This window comes from Cupriavidus necator A5-1 (assembly GCF_000744095.1).
Taxonomy (GTDB): Bacteria; Pseudomonadota; Gammaproteobacteria; order Burkholderiales; family Burkholderiaceae; genus Cupriavidus; species Cupriavidus necator_A.
Genome location: NZ_JQLI01000001.1, coordinates 1,602,706 through 1,618,073, shown reverse-complemented (window position 1 = coordinate 1,618,073; position 15,368 = coordinate 1,602,706). Strand labels below are relative to the sequence as shown.

The 15,368-nt window shown below is 64.6% G+C and carries 13 protein-coding genes and 2 pseudogenes; 8 read left to right on the top strand and 7 right to left on the bottom strand.

Annotated elements, in window-relative coordinates; genetic code table 11:
• Positions 1–51: 51 nt before the first annotated feature.
• On the bottom strand, positions 52–753 hold the full coding sequence (locus K307_RS07075) for a nitroreductase (RefSeq protein ID WP_042877239.1): 702 nt from the start codon (positions 751–753) through the stop codon (positions 52–54).
• Between the two features lie 64 nt (positions 754–817).
• Positions 818–2,230, bottom strand: coding sequence for an MmgE/PrpD family protein (locus K307_RS07070; RefSeq protein WP_042877238.1), 1,413 nt, complete (start codon positions 2,228–2,230; stop codon positions 818–820).
• Between the two features lie 137 nt (positions 2,231–2,367).
• Between K307_RS07070 and K307_RS07065 the strand changes: the two are divergent.
• From K307_RS07065 to K307_RS07035, 7 genes and pseudogenes are all read left to right on the top strand, one after another.
• A pseudogene (locus tag K307_RS07065) lies at positions 2,368–3,003 on the top strand (cation:proton antiporter); the annotation flags it as partial.
• A gap of 114 nt (positions 3,004–3,117) precedes the next feature.
• Positions 3,118–4,053 carry a LysR family transcriptional regulator gene (locus K307_RS07060; RefSeq protein WP_042877237.1) on the top strand — a complete coding sequence of 312 codons (936 nt, stop codon included), beginning with the start codon at positions 3,118–3,120 and terminating at the stop codon, positions 4,051–4,053.
• Positions 4,054–4,214: 161 nt separating this feature from the next.
• A complete protein-coding gene (locus tag K307_RS07055) occupies positions 4,215–4,685 on the top strand; it encodes a MaoC family dehydratase (protein WP_042877236.1) in 471 nt (156 codons plus the stop codon).
• 167 nt (positions 4,686–4,852) lie between these two features.
• Entirely contained in the window at positions 4,853–5,743 is an 891-nt protein-coding gene (locus K307_RS07050) for an HpcH/HpaI aldolase/citrate lyase family protein (protein ID WP_042877234.1), read from the top strand.
• Positions 5,744–5,769: 26 nt separating this feature from the next.
• On the top strand, positions 5,770–6,231 hold the full coding sequence (locus tag K307_RS07045) for a MaoC family dehydratase (RefSeq protein ID WP_042877232.1): 462 nt from the start codon (positions 5,770–5,772) through the stop codon (positions 6,229–6,231).
• A 24-nt stretch (positions 6,232–6,255) separates the two neighbouring features.
• Positions 6,256–7,422, top strand: a complete 1,167-nt coding sequence (locus tag K307_RS07040; RefSeq protein WP_042877229.1) for an acyl-CoA dehydrogenase family protein — start codon at positions 6,256–6,258, stop codon at positions 7,420–7,422.
• A gap of 371 nt (positions 7,423–7,793) precedes the next feature.
• Complete coding sequence (locus K307_RS07035) at positions 7,794–8,597, top strand: IclR family transcriptional regulator (protein WP_051974733.1); 804 nt, start codon at positions 7,794–7,796, stop codon at positions 8,595–8,597.
• Positions 8,598–8,636: 39 nt separating this feature from the next.
• Here the strand turns inward: K307_RS07035 and K307_RS07030 are convergent, their stop codons facing one another.
• Positions 8,637–9,416 (bottom strand): IclR family transcriptional regulator, encoded by a 780-nt coding sequence (locus K307_RS07030; protein WP_042877225.1) that lies wholly within the window; start codon positions 9,414–9,416, stop codon positions 8,637–8,639.
• A 772-nt stretch (positions 9,417–10,188) separates the two neighbouring features.
• Here K307_RS07030 and K307_RS47655 point away from each other — a divergent pair.
• Positions 10,189–10,448, top strand: a pseudogene (locus K307_RS47655) (LysR substrate-binding domain-containing protein); the annotation flags it as partial.
• 22 nt (positions 10,449–10,470) lie between these two features.
• On the opposite strand, the gene K307_RS07025 reads toward K307_RS47655, so the two are convergent.
• The 4 genes from K307_RS07025 to K307_RS07010 form a co-directional block, all read right to left on the bottom strand.
• A complete protein-coding gene (locus K307_RS07025; protein ID WP_042877223.1) occupies positions 10,471–12,003 on the bottom strand; it encodes a class I adenylate-forming enzyme family protein in 1,533 nt (510 codons plus the stop codon).
• A gap of 142 nt (positions 12,004–12,145) precedes the next feature.
• Positions 12,146–12,778, bottom strand: a complete 633-nt coding sequence (locus K307_RS07020; RefSeq protein ID WP_051974732.1) for a hypothetical protein — start codon at positions 12,776–12,778, stop codon at positions 12,146–12,148.
• A gap of 29 nt (positions 12,779–12,807) precedes the next feature.
• On the bottom strand, positions 12,808–14,106 hold the full coding sequence (locus K307_RS07015) for a CaiB/BaiF CoA transferase family protein (RefSeq protein WP_051974731.1): 1,299 nt from the start codon (positions 14,104–14,106) through the stop codon (positions 12,808–12,810).
• Positions 14,107–14,180: 74 nt separating this feature from the next.
• The gene (locus K307_RS07010; protein ID WP_042877221.1) at positions 14,181–15,338 is read right to left on the bottom strand and encodes an acyl-CoA dehydrogenase family protein; all 1,158 of its coding nucleotides are present in this window, start codon (positions 15,336–15,338) and stop codon (positions 14,181–14,183) included.
• Positions 15,339–15,368: the final 30 nt, after the last annotated feature.

Sequence of the window (15,368 nt, the reverse complement as noted above, 5' to 3'; positions counted from 1 at the left end):
GCGAGCCGACCCAGGGTCGGCGCACTTGCTTTATTACGAAAACGCCGGTGGCTACACCAGTCGCATGATCTCTTCATCAGGCGCCCGACTCGTCCTGAAGCTGTTCGCCGCATGATCGGGATCCGCGTAGCCAAACGAAATGGCGCAGATCATCTTGCGGTCGTCGCCGATGCCAAAGTGCGAGCGGACGAACCTGGCATGCCGTGCCAGCGCCCCCTGGGGCGTCGTGGCAACACCATGCGCGTGCGCGGCCAGCAGGAAGGAAGCGATAAACCCGCCGCAATCGACTGCCGCGTACGGCCCCAGGTCCGCAGCCATCGTAACGATGGCCACATGCGGCGCCCCGAACAACCTGAAATTTTCGAAGCCCTGGCTGGCGCGGCGCTCCCGGTCGTGGCGCTCGATGCCAAGCGCTTCATAGAGTCGGTAACCGGTTTCCTGCCTGCGCTGCGCGTGGACGCCGCGATATTCCTCAGGGAAGGGCAGGTCCGAATCCACCTCGGGTGAACTGGCGGCGTGCTCGACCAGTGCGCTGCGAAACTGCTCCGTGGTCGCCTGCGAGCCGATGACCAGGTGCCAGGGCTGCACGTTGCACCAGGAAGCGCTCTTCTTGGCAACGTTGACGATGCTTCGGATCACCGCGTCCGGCACGGCTCTGTCCAGGTATGCCCGGCACGTGTAGCGCTCGGACATCAGTCTTGTGAGGGTGTCGACGTCGCTCCCGCAGGGGTTGTCGACGGGGTGCTGCTGCATTGCCATCTCCTACAATCGTGAACGGCCGACCCGGGACACTCTTGGTCGAGTCGGCGCTTCCTGCTTAATGCGTCAAGGCCATCAGGTCCGCGGCCTTGATGCACGGATCCATCTTCCTGAGCGTAGCCAGCAGCGTTTGCGCCCGGTCTTCGCCAAGCAAGTCCGCTGTCAGCTCCATGAACTTCGCGTCCTGCTCGGTTTCCGACATGGGGTTCGCCAGGGAGCCGATAGGGTCTTCTACGAACACATGCTCGGACGTGCCATCGAGGAAGGTCACGGTGACATCGGCGACGAACTTGCCCGGGTAGCGCTGCTCGAGTTCCGGCGCCTCGGTAATGCCGATGCCGCGCGCCACTTCCTTCACGGGGCCCATGTCGAGCTTGCCGTCCAGGTAGCCGCGGTGCACCTTGTAGCCATTGCCCATGCCGAGCACGGCGAATGCCATCTGCGTCGGCAGGCTGAACTGGACGTGCTCGATGTTCTTCGGCTCGTACGCGTTGGCATTGGCGGTGCCGACCACCACGTTGAAGGCGGGGTGGATGCGGGCCTGGATATCGGCGATGTCGGCGCGGCGACCGGCGAACGGGCGGAGCGCGTCGATGTATGCATGGGTGCAATAGCAGGCGCAGTACGCCTTGAGCCAGACCGTGCCGATCTCGAACGGCTGGTCGAGGCGGAACCGTTCCTCGGCCCGATCGCCAGGGCCACGCTGCAGGAAGGTGCGGAAGAAGCCCTTGCTGCCGCTCAGGAAGGCGCGCGGCCCGGTGATGCCGGCCTGCGCCATGTCCGCGGAGACCATGCCGCTGCGCGTGCCAATGCCGGCGTGCACGCGCTTGACCGAGCCGCCGGTGGAGGTGTACTCGGTGGTGCCGGCCGCATGGCTCAGCGCGATGGAGAGCGCGTGCAGGGTGGTTTCCGCATCGAACTTGCGCAGTTTCGCCGAAACCGCCGCGGCGCCGAAGCTGGACAGCACGGCGTGCGGGTGATAGCCGCGCTTGAGCAGGTCCGGTGCCGCCAGCACGCCGATCCGGGTGTAGACCTCGTAGCCGGTCACGATCGCGGTAATGACCTCCTCCAGGGTCGAGCCCAGTTCCTCGCCGATCGCGAGCGCCGCGGGAATCACGCAGCTGCCGGGATGGCTGGCGCTGGCTCCGTGCGCATCGTCGTACTCGAAGCCATGGCCATAGGCGCCATTGACGAAGGCGGCGTCCGCGGCGCTCATGGTGGCTGTGCTTGCGGCTACGCGGCTGCGGCCGGGGCGTTGCTGGGCGGTGGCGAACGCCAGTACCTGGTGCGACCAGGGCATCTGCGAAGTGCCGATCTGCAGGGCAAGCTGGTCGCGCATGAGCCGGCTCACCCCGGCATGCGCCGGCGCGTCGAGCTGGTCGAAGGTCAGGTTCTGGATCAGGCGAACCACTGCCTGCTCGAGGGGCGGGCAGTTGGCCGGCGAACTGGAATCGGGTTGGGTGGTAGTCACAGAAGCGTCCCGTGGAGAAGGTGTCGTTGATGCATCGCCCGTTCGATGGCGACATGCACTGGCTTGCTGGGCAGATTCCTCGCAAGCATTGGGCGTGTCAATCCGAGGCGGGCTCCGGTTCCGTACAATGAGCGGATGCCGCGTTGCACAGGCGCCAGGCGCGGCCGGACTGGCGCTTGGCAACGATCGTGAGCTGGGCGGGGATGCGCGGCGTGGTGACGCTTGCCATTGCATTGGCACTACCGGAGGCGATGCCGGGCAGGGATGTGATCCTGGTGGCGGCGTTCGGCGTCATCCTGGTGACGGTGCTGGTCCAGGGCGCGACCATCGTCCCGATGATCGGCTTGTTCGACGTCCGCAAGATGCAGGAGGGGAGCGTCGCTAAGCTGACCGAACCCCAGACATGGGCCCGGCTGGAGAAGGTCCAATTGGAAGCCATCCGCCCGCTGGTATTCGACGCCAACGGCAACCTGCTGCACCCGCGCCTGTGGGAGCAGTACAACTACCGGGCGCAGTTGACCGAGCGCTTCAAGGACAGCGTCTTTCCCGATGAGGAACGACCGGCCCACTTTACGGTGGTCCTGGCCGGGCTTGCCGCCGCCAGGGCCGAACTCCTGAAGATGCATGGCGCCGGACAGCTCAGCGACGAACTGCTGCGTCATCTGGAGCACGACCTGGACCTGCAGGAAGTCTCTGCCTTGCATGTCAGCGGCGGCGTTGGCGCGGACCGAGCGGCACGCGCCTGGCCGCGGCAGCCGTGCAGGTCCGCCTGACATGACGGTATACTCGCGGTGCGGTTCGCGGCGCACGTAGCGCAATGCTGCCATGCAGCATGCTCGCGACGCCTGACCCGGCGACAGACCGGTTCCAGCACTGAAGGAGACACCATGAGCACGCTGAGCGTGCATGGCCTGACCCGGCGGGTCGACCTGTTCACCCTGCGGCTGTTCCTGACGGTGGTGGAAGAGCGCCAGATCCGGCGCGCCGCCATCCGCGAGAACATTGCCGCCTCCGCGGCAACCAAGCGCATCCAGGATCTGGAAGACGTTGCCGGCGTGCAGTTATTCGAGCGCAATCCCAGCGGCGTGGCGCCGAGCGCGGCGGGCGAAGTCCTGGCGCGCCATCTGCGCCTGCTGTTCGAGAACCTGGAGGACATGCGCCGGGAACTCGGCGAATTCTCCGAAGGCGTTCGTGGCCACGTCACCGTGGGCACCACGGGTGCCGTCATCATCCAGTACCTGGCGCGCGAGATCGGCGAGTTCTCCCGCAACTTCCCGCTGGTCGAGCTGGAGCTGAAACAGGACGCCAATACCAACCTGGTGCGTTCGGTGGTGGCGGGTGATGTCGACCTGACGGTGTATATCGTCAGCCCGGATATCGACGATGAGCCGCTGGACAGCCTCCCGTATCGCCTCGACCGCCTGGTCGCGCTAGTACCGCATGGCCACCCGCTTGGCGAGCAGCCCGAGGTGGCCTTGGCCGACCTGATCCGCGAGCCGTTCATTGCCATGCACCCGAACACCACGCTGATGTCCGACGTCAACCGCGCCGCGCGCGAGATCGGCCAGGTAGTGCATCCCAAGTTCACGATCAATGGTCCCGAGGCGGCGCGCAGCCTGGTTGAGGCGGGCCTTGGCGTGACCATCCTGCCTGAGTGCATGGTGTCGCTAGAGGCCAGCACGCGCTCGACAGTGCTGCGGATTCCCGAGCCATGGACGACCCGCAGCGTGCGGATCGGCACGCGCCGCGGCAAGGCGATCACGGCGGCGACCCGCGCGCTGATCCGCCAGTTGACCGAGCAGCCTGAGCCGGCGTCATCCTGAGCCGGCCGTCCGGCACACCTGATGCCGGATCGCGGTTGGCGAAGCGCCGCGTCGCGGAACACAACTTGGCGCATCGCCGCCTGCTGATTACCCTTGAAGCGTAATGGGACGCTGCGTCGTGGCACGCACATGCAAGTCCCGCCTTTCAAGGGAACGCACCCATGCCCGACGCCGCGACCGGCCGCTATTTCGAGGACTTTGTCATTGGCAGCGCCGGCCGGCATGCCATCCGCAAGACCATCTCGGAGGCCGATAGCCTTCTGTTCAGCACGCTGACATTTGGCATGGAGCCATTGCACGTGGACCAGGCGTATGCCGAAGCCGCGCCATATGGCATGCGTGCCGTCAACAGCATCCTTCTGCTGGGCCTGGCATGCGGGATCGGTGCGGCCGGACTGGCCCGAGGCCTGGTGTCAGGCACCGTTGCCTTCAGCGACGTGCGCTTCACGCGGCCCGTCTTCATCGGCGACACCATCCATGTTGAAAGCGAGGTGCTGGACAAGCGCGACGACCCTGCGCGCCCCGACGCCGGCCTGATCGAACTGGAGCGTCGCGCCTATAACCAGCGCAACGAGGTGGTGGCCAAGTTTCGCTGCCTGCAACGGTTGCCGAGACGCCATCCGGCGGGCTGAAGCCGTCCGTGCATCGCCGATTCGCGCAATGCGAATCGGTGGTTCGCCAGTCACTACTTGAGTAAAACCACCTGGCCCACCTAGCATCAAGGCCACGGGATTTCCCAAAAAATTTTTCGCCGTTCATCTAACGGTTGTAAGGCAGTAATCATTACCAGGAGACGAGGATGAGTAAAAGTGCCATGAAACCGATGCGATCCATGATGTTCGTGCCGGGCAACAAGCCAGGCTGGATCGAGAAATCGGTGGCAGCCAAAGCGGATGCGCTGATCCTGGATTTGGAGGACAGCGTGCCGCCGGCGCAGAAGGTCGAGGCGCGTGAGATCGTCAAGTCCAAGCTGGACTGGCTGGCCGGCCAGAAACAGCGCATCTGGGTGCGCATCAATCGCAGCGCACACCTGTACGACTACGAAGACATCCTGGCCATCGTCAATCCGGTGGTCGAGGGCATTGTGATTTCCAAGCCCTGCGGCCCCGAGGACATTCATACCGTCTCGTCCATGCTGGCCGAGGCTGAATATCGCGCCGGCGTGCCGGTGGGCCACACCCGGGTGATTCCGCTGCTAGAGACCGCCCGCTCGCTGCAATACGCCTACGAGATCGCCCAGCACGAGCGCGTGCCCGCCATCGTCGGCGCCACGGCCAAGAACGCCGACGTGGCCCGTGCCCTCAAGACCGTCTGGTCGCTCGAAGGGCGCGAGACCCTGTACCTGAAGTCGCGCATCGTCATGGCCGCACGCGCCGCGGGCAAGCTGCCCATCGGCGGTGTATGGCAGCAGGTGCATGACCTAGAAGGGCTCAAGGTCTCGTCCGCCAACGACCGCCAGCTGGGCATGAGCGGCGAGCTGGTGCTGCACCCCTCCAACGTCGAGATCGTCAACAAAACCTACAGTCCCACCGAGGAGGAAGTGGCTTTCTACCAGGGAATGATCGATGCGCTGGAAAAGGCCCAGGCCGAGGGCCGTGCCTCGTGCATTTATGACGGCGAGCACATCGACATCGCGCATGTGAAGACTGCGCGCGAAATTATCGAGCTCGCACACTCGTTCAACGACTGATTGCGACTACCCAAGGAGATAGACAAATGGCAGGCCTTTACTTCGAAGAATTCAAGCCCGGCATGGTGATCGAGCACGCCATTCGCCGCACCGTAACCGAGACCGACAACGTCCTGTTCTCGGCCATGACCTACAACTGTGCACCGCTGCACATCGACGCCGAATACAGCAAGAATACGTTCTACGGCCAGCGCCTGGTCAACAGCATGTTCCTGCTGGCGCTGGTGGCCGGCATCACGGTGTACGAGACCACGCTGGGCACCACGCTGGGCAACCTCGGCTTTGGAGAGATTGCTTTTCCCAAGCCCACCTTCCACGGCGACACCATCCGCGTCGAGACTGAGATTATCGAAACCCGCATCTCCAAGAGCCGCACGGACTCTGGCATCGTCACCTTCAAGCACGTTGCCAAGAACCAACGCGACGAAATCGTCTGCACTGCCGTGCGCACCGGCCTGATGATGCTGCGCCCTGCCGACAAGGCCTGATCTGACACCTGCAGGAGTGAAGCAATGGATTACCAACTCAGCGCCGATCAGCTCGCCATTATTGATGCGGCTGAAAAGATCTGTGCGGACTTTCCGCTCGAGTACTGGCGGAACAAGGACAAGAGCCACGAGTTTCCGCACGAGTTCTTCGAGGCCGTTGCCAGTGGCGGTTGGCTCGGAATCTGCATGCCAGAGGAGTTCCGCGGCGCGAACCTGGGCGTGACTGAAGCTGCGCTCTTCCTGCGTACCGTAGCCGAGTGCGGCGGGCAGGCGGGAGCTTCCACTATCCACATGAACATCTTCGGCTTGCAGCCGGTCGTGCATTTCGGCACGGATGCGCAGAAGAAGGCCTGGCTGCCGCCCTTTGTCCGTGGCGAACACAAGGCGTGTTTCGCGGTCACCGAGCCAGACACGGGCCTTGATACCACCAAGCTCAAGGTTGTGGCGAAGAAGCAGCCCGATGGCAATTACCTGATCTCGGGCAAGAAGGTCTTCATTTCGACCGCGCAGGTCGCCGACCACATGCTGATTCTCGCGCGCACCACGCCGGTCGAGGAGGTCAAGAAGCACGGCGAAGGGTTGAGCCTGTTTTACACCAAGCTCGACCGCAAATATGTCGACATTCGGGAGATCGACAAGCTTGGCCGTGCCGCTGTCGACACCAACGAGTTGTTCATCGACGATCTGCCGGTTTCCAAAGACTCGCTGATCGGTGAGGAAGGCAAGGGCCTGAAGTATATCTTCCACGGCATGAATGCGGAGCGCGTTTTCGTCGCCGCCGAGCAGGTCGGTATCGGCCGCGCGGTGCTCAAGCTTGCCACGCAATACGCCAAGGACCGCGTAGTCTTCGGTCGTCAGATCGGCAAGAACCAGGGTGTCCAGCATCCGCTGGCCCGCAACTGGGCGGAGCTCGAGGCGGCCAACCACATGCTGCTCGCCGCTGCCGATCTCTACGACAAAGGGAGCTCCTGCGGCTCGGAGGCAAACGCGGCCAAGCTGCTGGCATCCGAGGCCTGCATGAACGCTTGCCAGACCTCGATCCTCACGCATGGCGGCTTCGGCTACGCGAAGGAGTATCACGTGGAACGATTCATGCGGGAAGCTTGGATCGGCTACATTGCGCCCGTCACCCCGCAGCTTATCCTGTCGAACATCGCCGAGCGCAAGCTCGGGCTGCCGAAGTCTTATTGAGCACAGGCAGTGCTGCCCTGATGGCCGCATCGCCTAAAGCCGGCCTCATTGCAGCCTGGCGTAAATGGTACGCAACTTCGTCGCCCACAACGCGCCGGGTCTGCTCAAGGCGTACTGATAGGCCATGTCGCCAACCTTTTCCTGTTCGGGGAAGGTTGGCGAGCATGTCTCGCGCTTCCGATATTGCGCAGGACCAGAACGTCGTTATCATAAGCCAGCCGCCCGGCACGCGGGGTGCTGGATCGCGATTGGCGAATCGCCGCGTCGCGGAACACAACTTGGCCCATCGCCGCCAGCTGATTACCGTTGAGGCGTGACGGGAATAGCGGCTCGGCCCAATGAAGGCCGGGCCGGCAAAAATGGAGACAGCCATGGCAACCGTTCAAGCCGTGATGCAATCGAACCGTGATCTCGACAAGGGTGACGTGCGGGTGGTGCCGCTGGCTCGCGGCCTGGCCGTGCTGGCTGCATTCAGCGCTGAGCATCCGTGGATGGGCAACCAGGAGATTGCCGTGGAGACCGGCATTCCGGCGCCTACCGTGTCCCGGATGCTGCATTCCCTGGCAGCACTCGGCTATGTGCGCTACGACGAGGGCCGGCGCAAGTACCGGCTTGCCTCGGCCGCATTGACCCTGGGCTACGCGGCGGTCTCGGGTGACGGCGTGCAAAGCGCCGCCCGCATCGAGATGCAGAAATTTGCCGACGCCAGCGATACCCATGTCATCCTGGGTGCGCGCGACCGGCTCGATGTCATCGTCAATGAATCGCAGGTTGGCAAGAACGTCTATCTCGACACGCACCTTGCTGCCGGGATCCGCGTGCCGATTGCTTCGTCCCCGATGGGCTGGGCACTGCTCGCCGCATTGCCGGAACGGGAGCGCTTCTACCTCCAGAGCAACGTCGAACGCAAGAGCGGCCGTGACTGGCCCTCCCTGCGCAGGCAGATGGCCGAGGGCATGTCACAGCTCCACCAGTACGGCTTCTGCATGTCGCCTTGCGGGCGCGAGCTGGCTTCGGTTGCGGTACCTGTTTGCGTGCCGGGACATCCGTCAGTGGTGCTGGCCAGCGTTGGCCGCAGCGCGGGCATGAATCGCGCCAGGATGGAGCGGGAGTTGGGCCCAAGGCTCGCTGCGACGGCGCATGCCCTGGAGGAGCGCTTGAGCACGCGTCACTGATGCCGCAGTGGCGTCCGGGAAGGCGCCGCGGATTGAGCGTCAGATCCGCGTATCAACATCCCGCAGCAGTTCGACGAGGTCGGCTGCTGCGGCCTTCAGCACAGGCGCGAGGCGTTCTGTGATGGCTGCCATGTCCGGCTCCAACTCAACCGCGCCGCAGCTCAGCGACATCAGTGTGGCCGAACGTCCCACCGTGACAGGCAGGGCAATCCCGTAAGCGTTGCGCTGATACTTGCCCAGGGAAGTGCAGACCCCAAGGGTCTGCAGGTCCTGGAAGGCCGCAGCGATGCCGCGTTCGAGTTCGGCGATGCGCGCGCCGTCCGCGCGCTTGAGGGTTTCCAGGTATTCATGCCGGGCATCGGGGCGCAAGCCCCAAAGCCAAGCGCGGCCGGTCGCCGTCCAACCCATCGGCAGCAGCGAGCCCACGCCGAGGCGTAGGGTCGCAATGCGCGAACTGGTTCGATGTGCGATATAGAGCATGTCGAGCTGATCGGGCACGGCAAGGGCGACCGACACATTAAGCTGGTCCGCCAGTTCCTGCAGGAAGGGATGCACGCGATCGGTGACCGGATTGGTTTCCAGGTAGGTGTCCCCGAGGTGGAGGGAAGCCGGGGCCAGCTCGAACTGCGTGCTGCCGGCAACGCGGCGCAGGAAGCCCAGCGCGATCAGGGTGGTGGTCAGGCGCGACACCGTCGCTTTCGGCAGGCCGGTGCGCTTGACGATCTCGCTGTTTGTGAGCGGCGTACGCTCGGCACGGAAGGCACGAAGCACATGAAGGCCCCGTTCCAAGGTCATCGTGATCTGTGCGGAACGTGTCATGAATGTGTTGCCCTTTCAGTGCACCACTCCGGGAGTGGTGCTTGTCTGATCTCTTGTCCGCGCTGGCGTGCGCTGCGTTTTCCATACCACTGGAACTGATGGTAGAGGCGGCAACCGCGCCGCTCAAATGCCGATTCGCGACCCGGCGATTGCCGGAACGCGAACCAGGCCGGCAGGTGTTCGCGGGCGGAGAACCACGGTTTCGCCGATTGCCATTTGATGCGGCGCGGTACGACTTATACGATTCCAGTATCCGTCCGGGCCCTAGTACAACATCCCGAAAATAGGTTTAATAATTATCGGGCTGCAGATTCGGCTGCAGAAGCGTGAAGACCACCTGCTCATCTCGTCGAGCGAGCCTGCGCCTGGCAACGGTTCCCAACGCCCACTATGGCTGCGAAAGGCGGCGCCATAACGATCTGCTCGTGGCCGAGCAGGTTGCGCAGTTGCCGCTGCGATTCGGCAGCGTAATGGCCGCCGGTCGGCGGACGGGCTAGAGCGGGTGGAAGCCCCTTCAGTTGTCAGCGGCAACAAGAGCGTACCCGTTTCTGCGTCGCGCTTTTGCCGCGCCGCAGTTTGAGAAGAATTGCCTTAGGATGGCGCACCATATTGAAGCCAAAATTGTCTGGCGATGGCGGCGGCGCCGATGACTTCGTGTCAGGCCATGCACGCTCCGCGACCGCACGACGCAATTGCGGAAATGATGAATGCCTCCAACCGGGAGATGCCGTGCCCGTGTACCCAATACCTTGCTTACGGTAGACAAGATTTTAAGCGCGAACTGCGCTGGCGCGTCCACGTCAGCAACTTCGAGACCGCCTGCCGGATGATCGAGGCGAATGTCGGCATCGGCGTTCTGCCGGAGAGCACCGCCGCCCGCCACGCGGAACGATGGCACTGCGGATCATCCAGCTCAATGATGAGTGGGCCGAGCGCAAGCTGCAGATATGCGTCGCGGACCTCGGCGCCTTGCCACTGTTTGCGCGCAAGGTCGACCTGTTGGTCGAGGACGGCCTCGGACGCCAGGACTGACGGCGCCCCCAAACCGCAGCCGCTACTTCTGTTCCGCGACCATCTGCTTGAGCTGGTGCTTGAGCAGCTTGCCGCTGGCCGTGGTCGGGATTGTGGCCACGCGGATAATCTTCTCCGGCCGCTTGTATGGCGACAGGCGATCGATCAGGTATTCGTGCAGCGCCGCTGCATCACATTTCTCTCCATCCTTGATTTCGACGAAGGCGATCACTTCCTCGTTGCCGTCTGCGGTGGGCTGGCCGACCACGGCGGACAGGCGCACGGACGGATGCGTGTTGATGACCGATTCGATCTCGATCGGATAGACGTTGAAGCCAGAACGGATGATTAGGTCCTTGGTGCGGCCGACGATAAACAGGGCGCCGTCGGGACCCAGCCGGCCAAGATCGCCAGTGTTGAGCCAGCCGTCGGGGCGCAGCGCCTCGGCGGTCAGTTCCGGTGCGCGGTAGTAACCGCGCATCACGCCCGGGCCTCTGATCCACAGCTCGCCGGGCTCGCCCTGCGGCACCGGCTTGCCGTCCGGGCCGACCACCTTCAGCTCGGCGCCTTCGACGATCTCTCCCGCCGAGCAATCGCTGCGCGGCCGGTCCATGCGCGTGACGAACAGCGAGCCGGCATACTCGGTCATGCCGTAGCCATGGTGCAGCGGCTGGCCGAACATGGCCTCGACTTCCTGCTTGAGCGTCGGATCGAGCGGTCCGCCACCGGTGTACAGATAGCGCAGCCTTGGCGACGGCGCTAGCGGCAAGCCGCTCGCGCGTACGTGCGCGACGATGCGGTTAAACATCGTCGGCACGCCCTGCAGCAGCGTGATCGCACCTTGGCGGATCGCCGCGGTGACGTCGGCCGCATTGAAACGCGCGCTCAGGTACAGGCTGGCACCGGCCTGGAACGTCGAGACCAGCAGCGTGCCTAGTCCGAACACGTGCGACATCGGCATGACCGCATAGGCGCAGTCGTCGGCTAGCATGCGGCGGGATTCCACCGTGACGCGGGCAAAGTGCAACAGGCCCCGGTGCGTGACCATCGCTCCTTTGGGCTGACCGGTGGTGCCCGAGGTGTAGATCAGCGCGGCAACCTCGCGCGCCAGCGCTTCCGGCTCGCGCTCGCTGGCCGCGTCGACGGCGCTGGCCATCAGCGGGCCAAGGCCGGCGGGTGCAATCTCCCGCGCCCGGTAGCGCACGCCGTGCCGCAGTGCGTCCGGGGAGGCGGCATGGGTAAACAGCATCAGGCGCGGCCGGCAATGCGCCCGAATCTCCTCGATCTCGCGTTCCGATACGCGAGCGTTGACCACCACCGGCCACGCGCCCAGCTCCGACAAGGCGAACACCAGCGTGATCACGGCCAGGCAGTTCTCGGCCGCGACCAGCACCCGGTCGCCGGTGCCCACGCCTTGCGCTTCAAGATAGCGTTGCGCGTCCTCGATCCCTGCCCACAACTGTGCGAAGGTAACCGTGCGGCCATCCTCGAAGACGGCCACATGGTTGGGGGTCTGGGCGGCCCAGTGGCGTGGGATGTCGCTGATCCGTTTGGTGGTGTCTCGGTCCGGGGGCATCTCGCGGAAATCCTTGTGCGGGGTAGAAAGCCGTTCGGGAAGCCGAACGACGCCAGTGTATGTGTACCTTTGGTGCGCTGCAATTGCTTATCGGCAAAGGCTGTTTTCTTGATGGCCGAAAGCGCCGGCGGGTGTGCCAGTATCAGGCCAGCTGCTGCTCAGGCCACTGCGGCACGAACGTCTCGGTGCGTGCGCTGTGAACGGCCGTCCGCCCAGAGCCCAGGCGCCTGAAGGTGTGCAATGACAGGCCCACCCAGTCGTAGAACGCGGCCTCCAGGTCGCTGCGCGGTGGCCAGCCGATGCGGCGCTTCAGTTCTTCAGCGCCGACACCGTCGTGCATGACCTCGAACAGCGCCCGCATCAGCCGCTGGGTGCGGCATAGCTCCGTCAGGGCCGCGCCTTCCGAAAACAGCGTGCGGCGCACCTGTGTGGGCGAAGCGCACAGCAAGTCGGCGATAGAGGCCGCGCTCCAAGTGTGCTGCGGCTGCACAAAGACACGCTGTGAGAGTCGGTGATGCAGAGACACGCTCGGCGCACCCGCGGGCCGCAGCTGGATTTCCAGGCTGCAACAGGCCGGCTGCACCGCGCCGCCGTCCAGGTGCAGGTCGACCGCCTCGAACGGCGGTACTACTACTGGCTGTCCGGGAACGACCAAACGCTCGAATCCCCGCCGCCGCACCAGGGTCTTGCCGCGAGTCGCCGCGATCACCAGCGGGAAGGCCGGCAGCAGGCATGACAGCTGGACGTGCGAGGCGGCTTGCAGTTGGACGCGCATGGCTGGGGCCCCCGAGGCGGCGTGGCGCCTTACACCACGCCCTTGGCGCGCAGCGCTTCCAGTTGCTGCGGGTCGAGCTTCAGGTAGTCGCGCAGCACCTCGTCGGTGTGCTGGCCCAGCGCCGGAGGCGCATAGCGCAGCGTGGGAGGCGTCTCCGACAGGCGCAGCGGGCTTGCCGCGGTGACTACCTGGTTGACGCTTTCTCCGGCGGGCGGCTGCACGCCCGGATAGCGCGATTGCGCAATGCGCAGGCCGCGCGACTGCACATGCGGATCGGCGTACGCTTGGGCGATATTGTTGATCGGACCGCAAGGCACGGAATTGGCTTCGAGTAGCGTGACCCATTCCGCAGTGGTCCGGGTGCGCGTGAGCTCGGTCATCATCGCGATCAGCACCTTGCGGTGGTTGACGCGGCCGGTGTTGGTGGCATAGTGCTCGTCGCCAGCCCAATTCACCCCCGCTGCGTCGCAGAACCGCGCGAACTGCCCGTCGTTGCCGATGGCCAGCAGCATATTGCCATCGGCTGTGGGGAAGTCCTGATAGGGCACCACGCTCGGGTGGATATTGCCCTGGCGCTGGGGCACGTCGCCAGCGTTGAGAAAGCCCGCGCCCTGGTTGGCCAGCACCGCCATGGCCACATCCAGCAGAGCGATGTCGATATGCTGGCCGCGTCCGGTGAAGTGGCGCGCTTCGAGTGCGCTCAGGATCGCGGTGGTGGCATACATGCCGGTGAACAGATCGATCACGGCCACGCCCACCTTCATCGGGCCGCCGCCCAATTCGCCGTCGGCCTGGCCGGTGATGCTCATCAGGCCGCTCATGGCCTGGATCAGCAAGTCGTAGCCGGGGCGGGCCGCGTAGGGGCCGGTATGGCCGAAGCCGGTGACCGAGCAGTAGATCAGGCGCGGGTTGATCGCGCTCAGGCTGTCATAGTCTAGCCCGTAGCGCTTGAGGCCGCCGGTCTTGAAGTTTTCCACCACCACGTCGCTGTGGCGGGCCAGTTCGCGGATCAGTTCCTGCCCCTCGGGCTTGGAGATGTCCACGGTGACCGAGCGCTTATTGCGGTTGGCCGCGGTGAAATAGCTGGCTTGCCCAGTGGGGGCTCCGTCCTGGCCGGGCAGAAACGGGGGGCCCCAGTGGTGGGTGTCGTCGCCTTCGCCGGGCTTCTCGATCTTGATCACGTCGGCGCCCATGTCCGCGAGATTCTGTGTGGCCCATGGCCCGGCCAGCACGCGCGAGAGATCGAGCACCCGGAGGTGGCTCAGCGCGCCGGTGCGCGGCGAAGGGGACGGCAGGTCTGGGATGGGGGTAGCGGCGGAATCGGTCATGAGAATGCTGGTGTTTCCTTCTAGCTGCGCTGTCACGAGGACGGGTAGCGGTACTGCTGAATGTTGGCGCGGCCTTAGGCGCCGCGCGCCTCGCGGATCATGTTGCGGGCGATGATGACCTGCTGGATCTGGGTGGTGCCTTCATACAGACGGAACAGGCGCACGTCGCGGTAGAACCGCTCGATGCCGTACTCGGAGATATAGCCAGAGCCGCCCAGGATCTGCACCGCGCGGTCGGCCACGCGGCCCACCATCTCGGTAGCGAACATCTTGCAGCACGAGGCTTCGGTGGAGACGTTCTTGCCGTCGTCGCGGCGGCGCGCGGCGTCGATCACCATGCATTCAGCCGCATAGAGCTCGGCCTGGCTGTCGGCCAGCATGGCTTGGATCAGCTGAAACTCGCAGATCGGCTGGCCGAACTGCTGGCGCTCCAGCGCGTAGTTCAGCGCGTCACGAAGGATGCGCTTGGCCACCCCGACGCTCACCGCCGCGATGTGCAAGCGGCCTTTGTCGAGCACCTTCATTGCCGTCTTGAATCCCTGGCCTTCCTTCAGGCCGATCAGGTTGGCGGCCGGTACGCGCACGTTCTCGAAGATCACGTCACAAGTGTGCGCGCCTTTCTGGCCCATCTTCACGTCGCGCTTGCCGAAGCTGATGCCCGGCGTGTTGGCGTCGACGATGAATGCGGAGACCCCCGCCGAGCCCTTGATGTCGGGGTTCGTGCGCGCCATCAGTGTGAACATGCCGGCCTGAGGCGCGTTGGTGATAAAGCGCTTGGTGCCGTTGACGACGTAGTCGTCGCCATCCTTGATGGCGGTGGTGCGCAGCGAGCCGGCGTCTGAGCCGGCATCGGGTTCGGTCAGCGCAAACGAAGCCAGGATCGCGCCGGTGGCCAACCGGGGCAGCCAGGCGGCCTGCTGCTCCGGCGTCCCGTCCATCAGGATGCCCTGCGAGCCGATGCCCACGGTCGTGCCGAGCAGCGAGCGGAAGGCCGGCGAGGTCTGGCACAGCTCCATGACCACGCGTACCTCTTCCTCCATCGTCAGTTCCAGGCCGCCAAAGCTCTCGGGGATGGTCATGCCGAACAGTCCCATCTCGCGCATGTCTTGCACAATATCCTGCGGGATTTCGTCGGTTTCTGCGACCAGTGCCTCGGCGGGCACCAGGCGCTCGCGCACAAAGCGGCGCACGCTGTCGAGCAAGGCTTCCAGGGTGTCGTTATCGCGGATCATGTCAGGTCTTCCTAAATGTCTGGTCGGTGT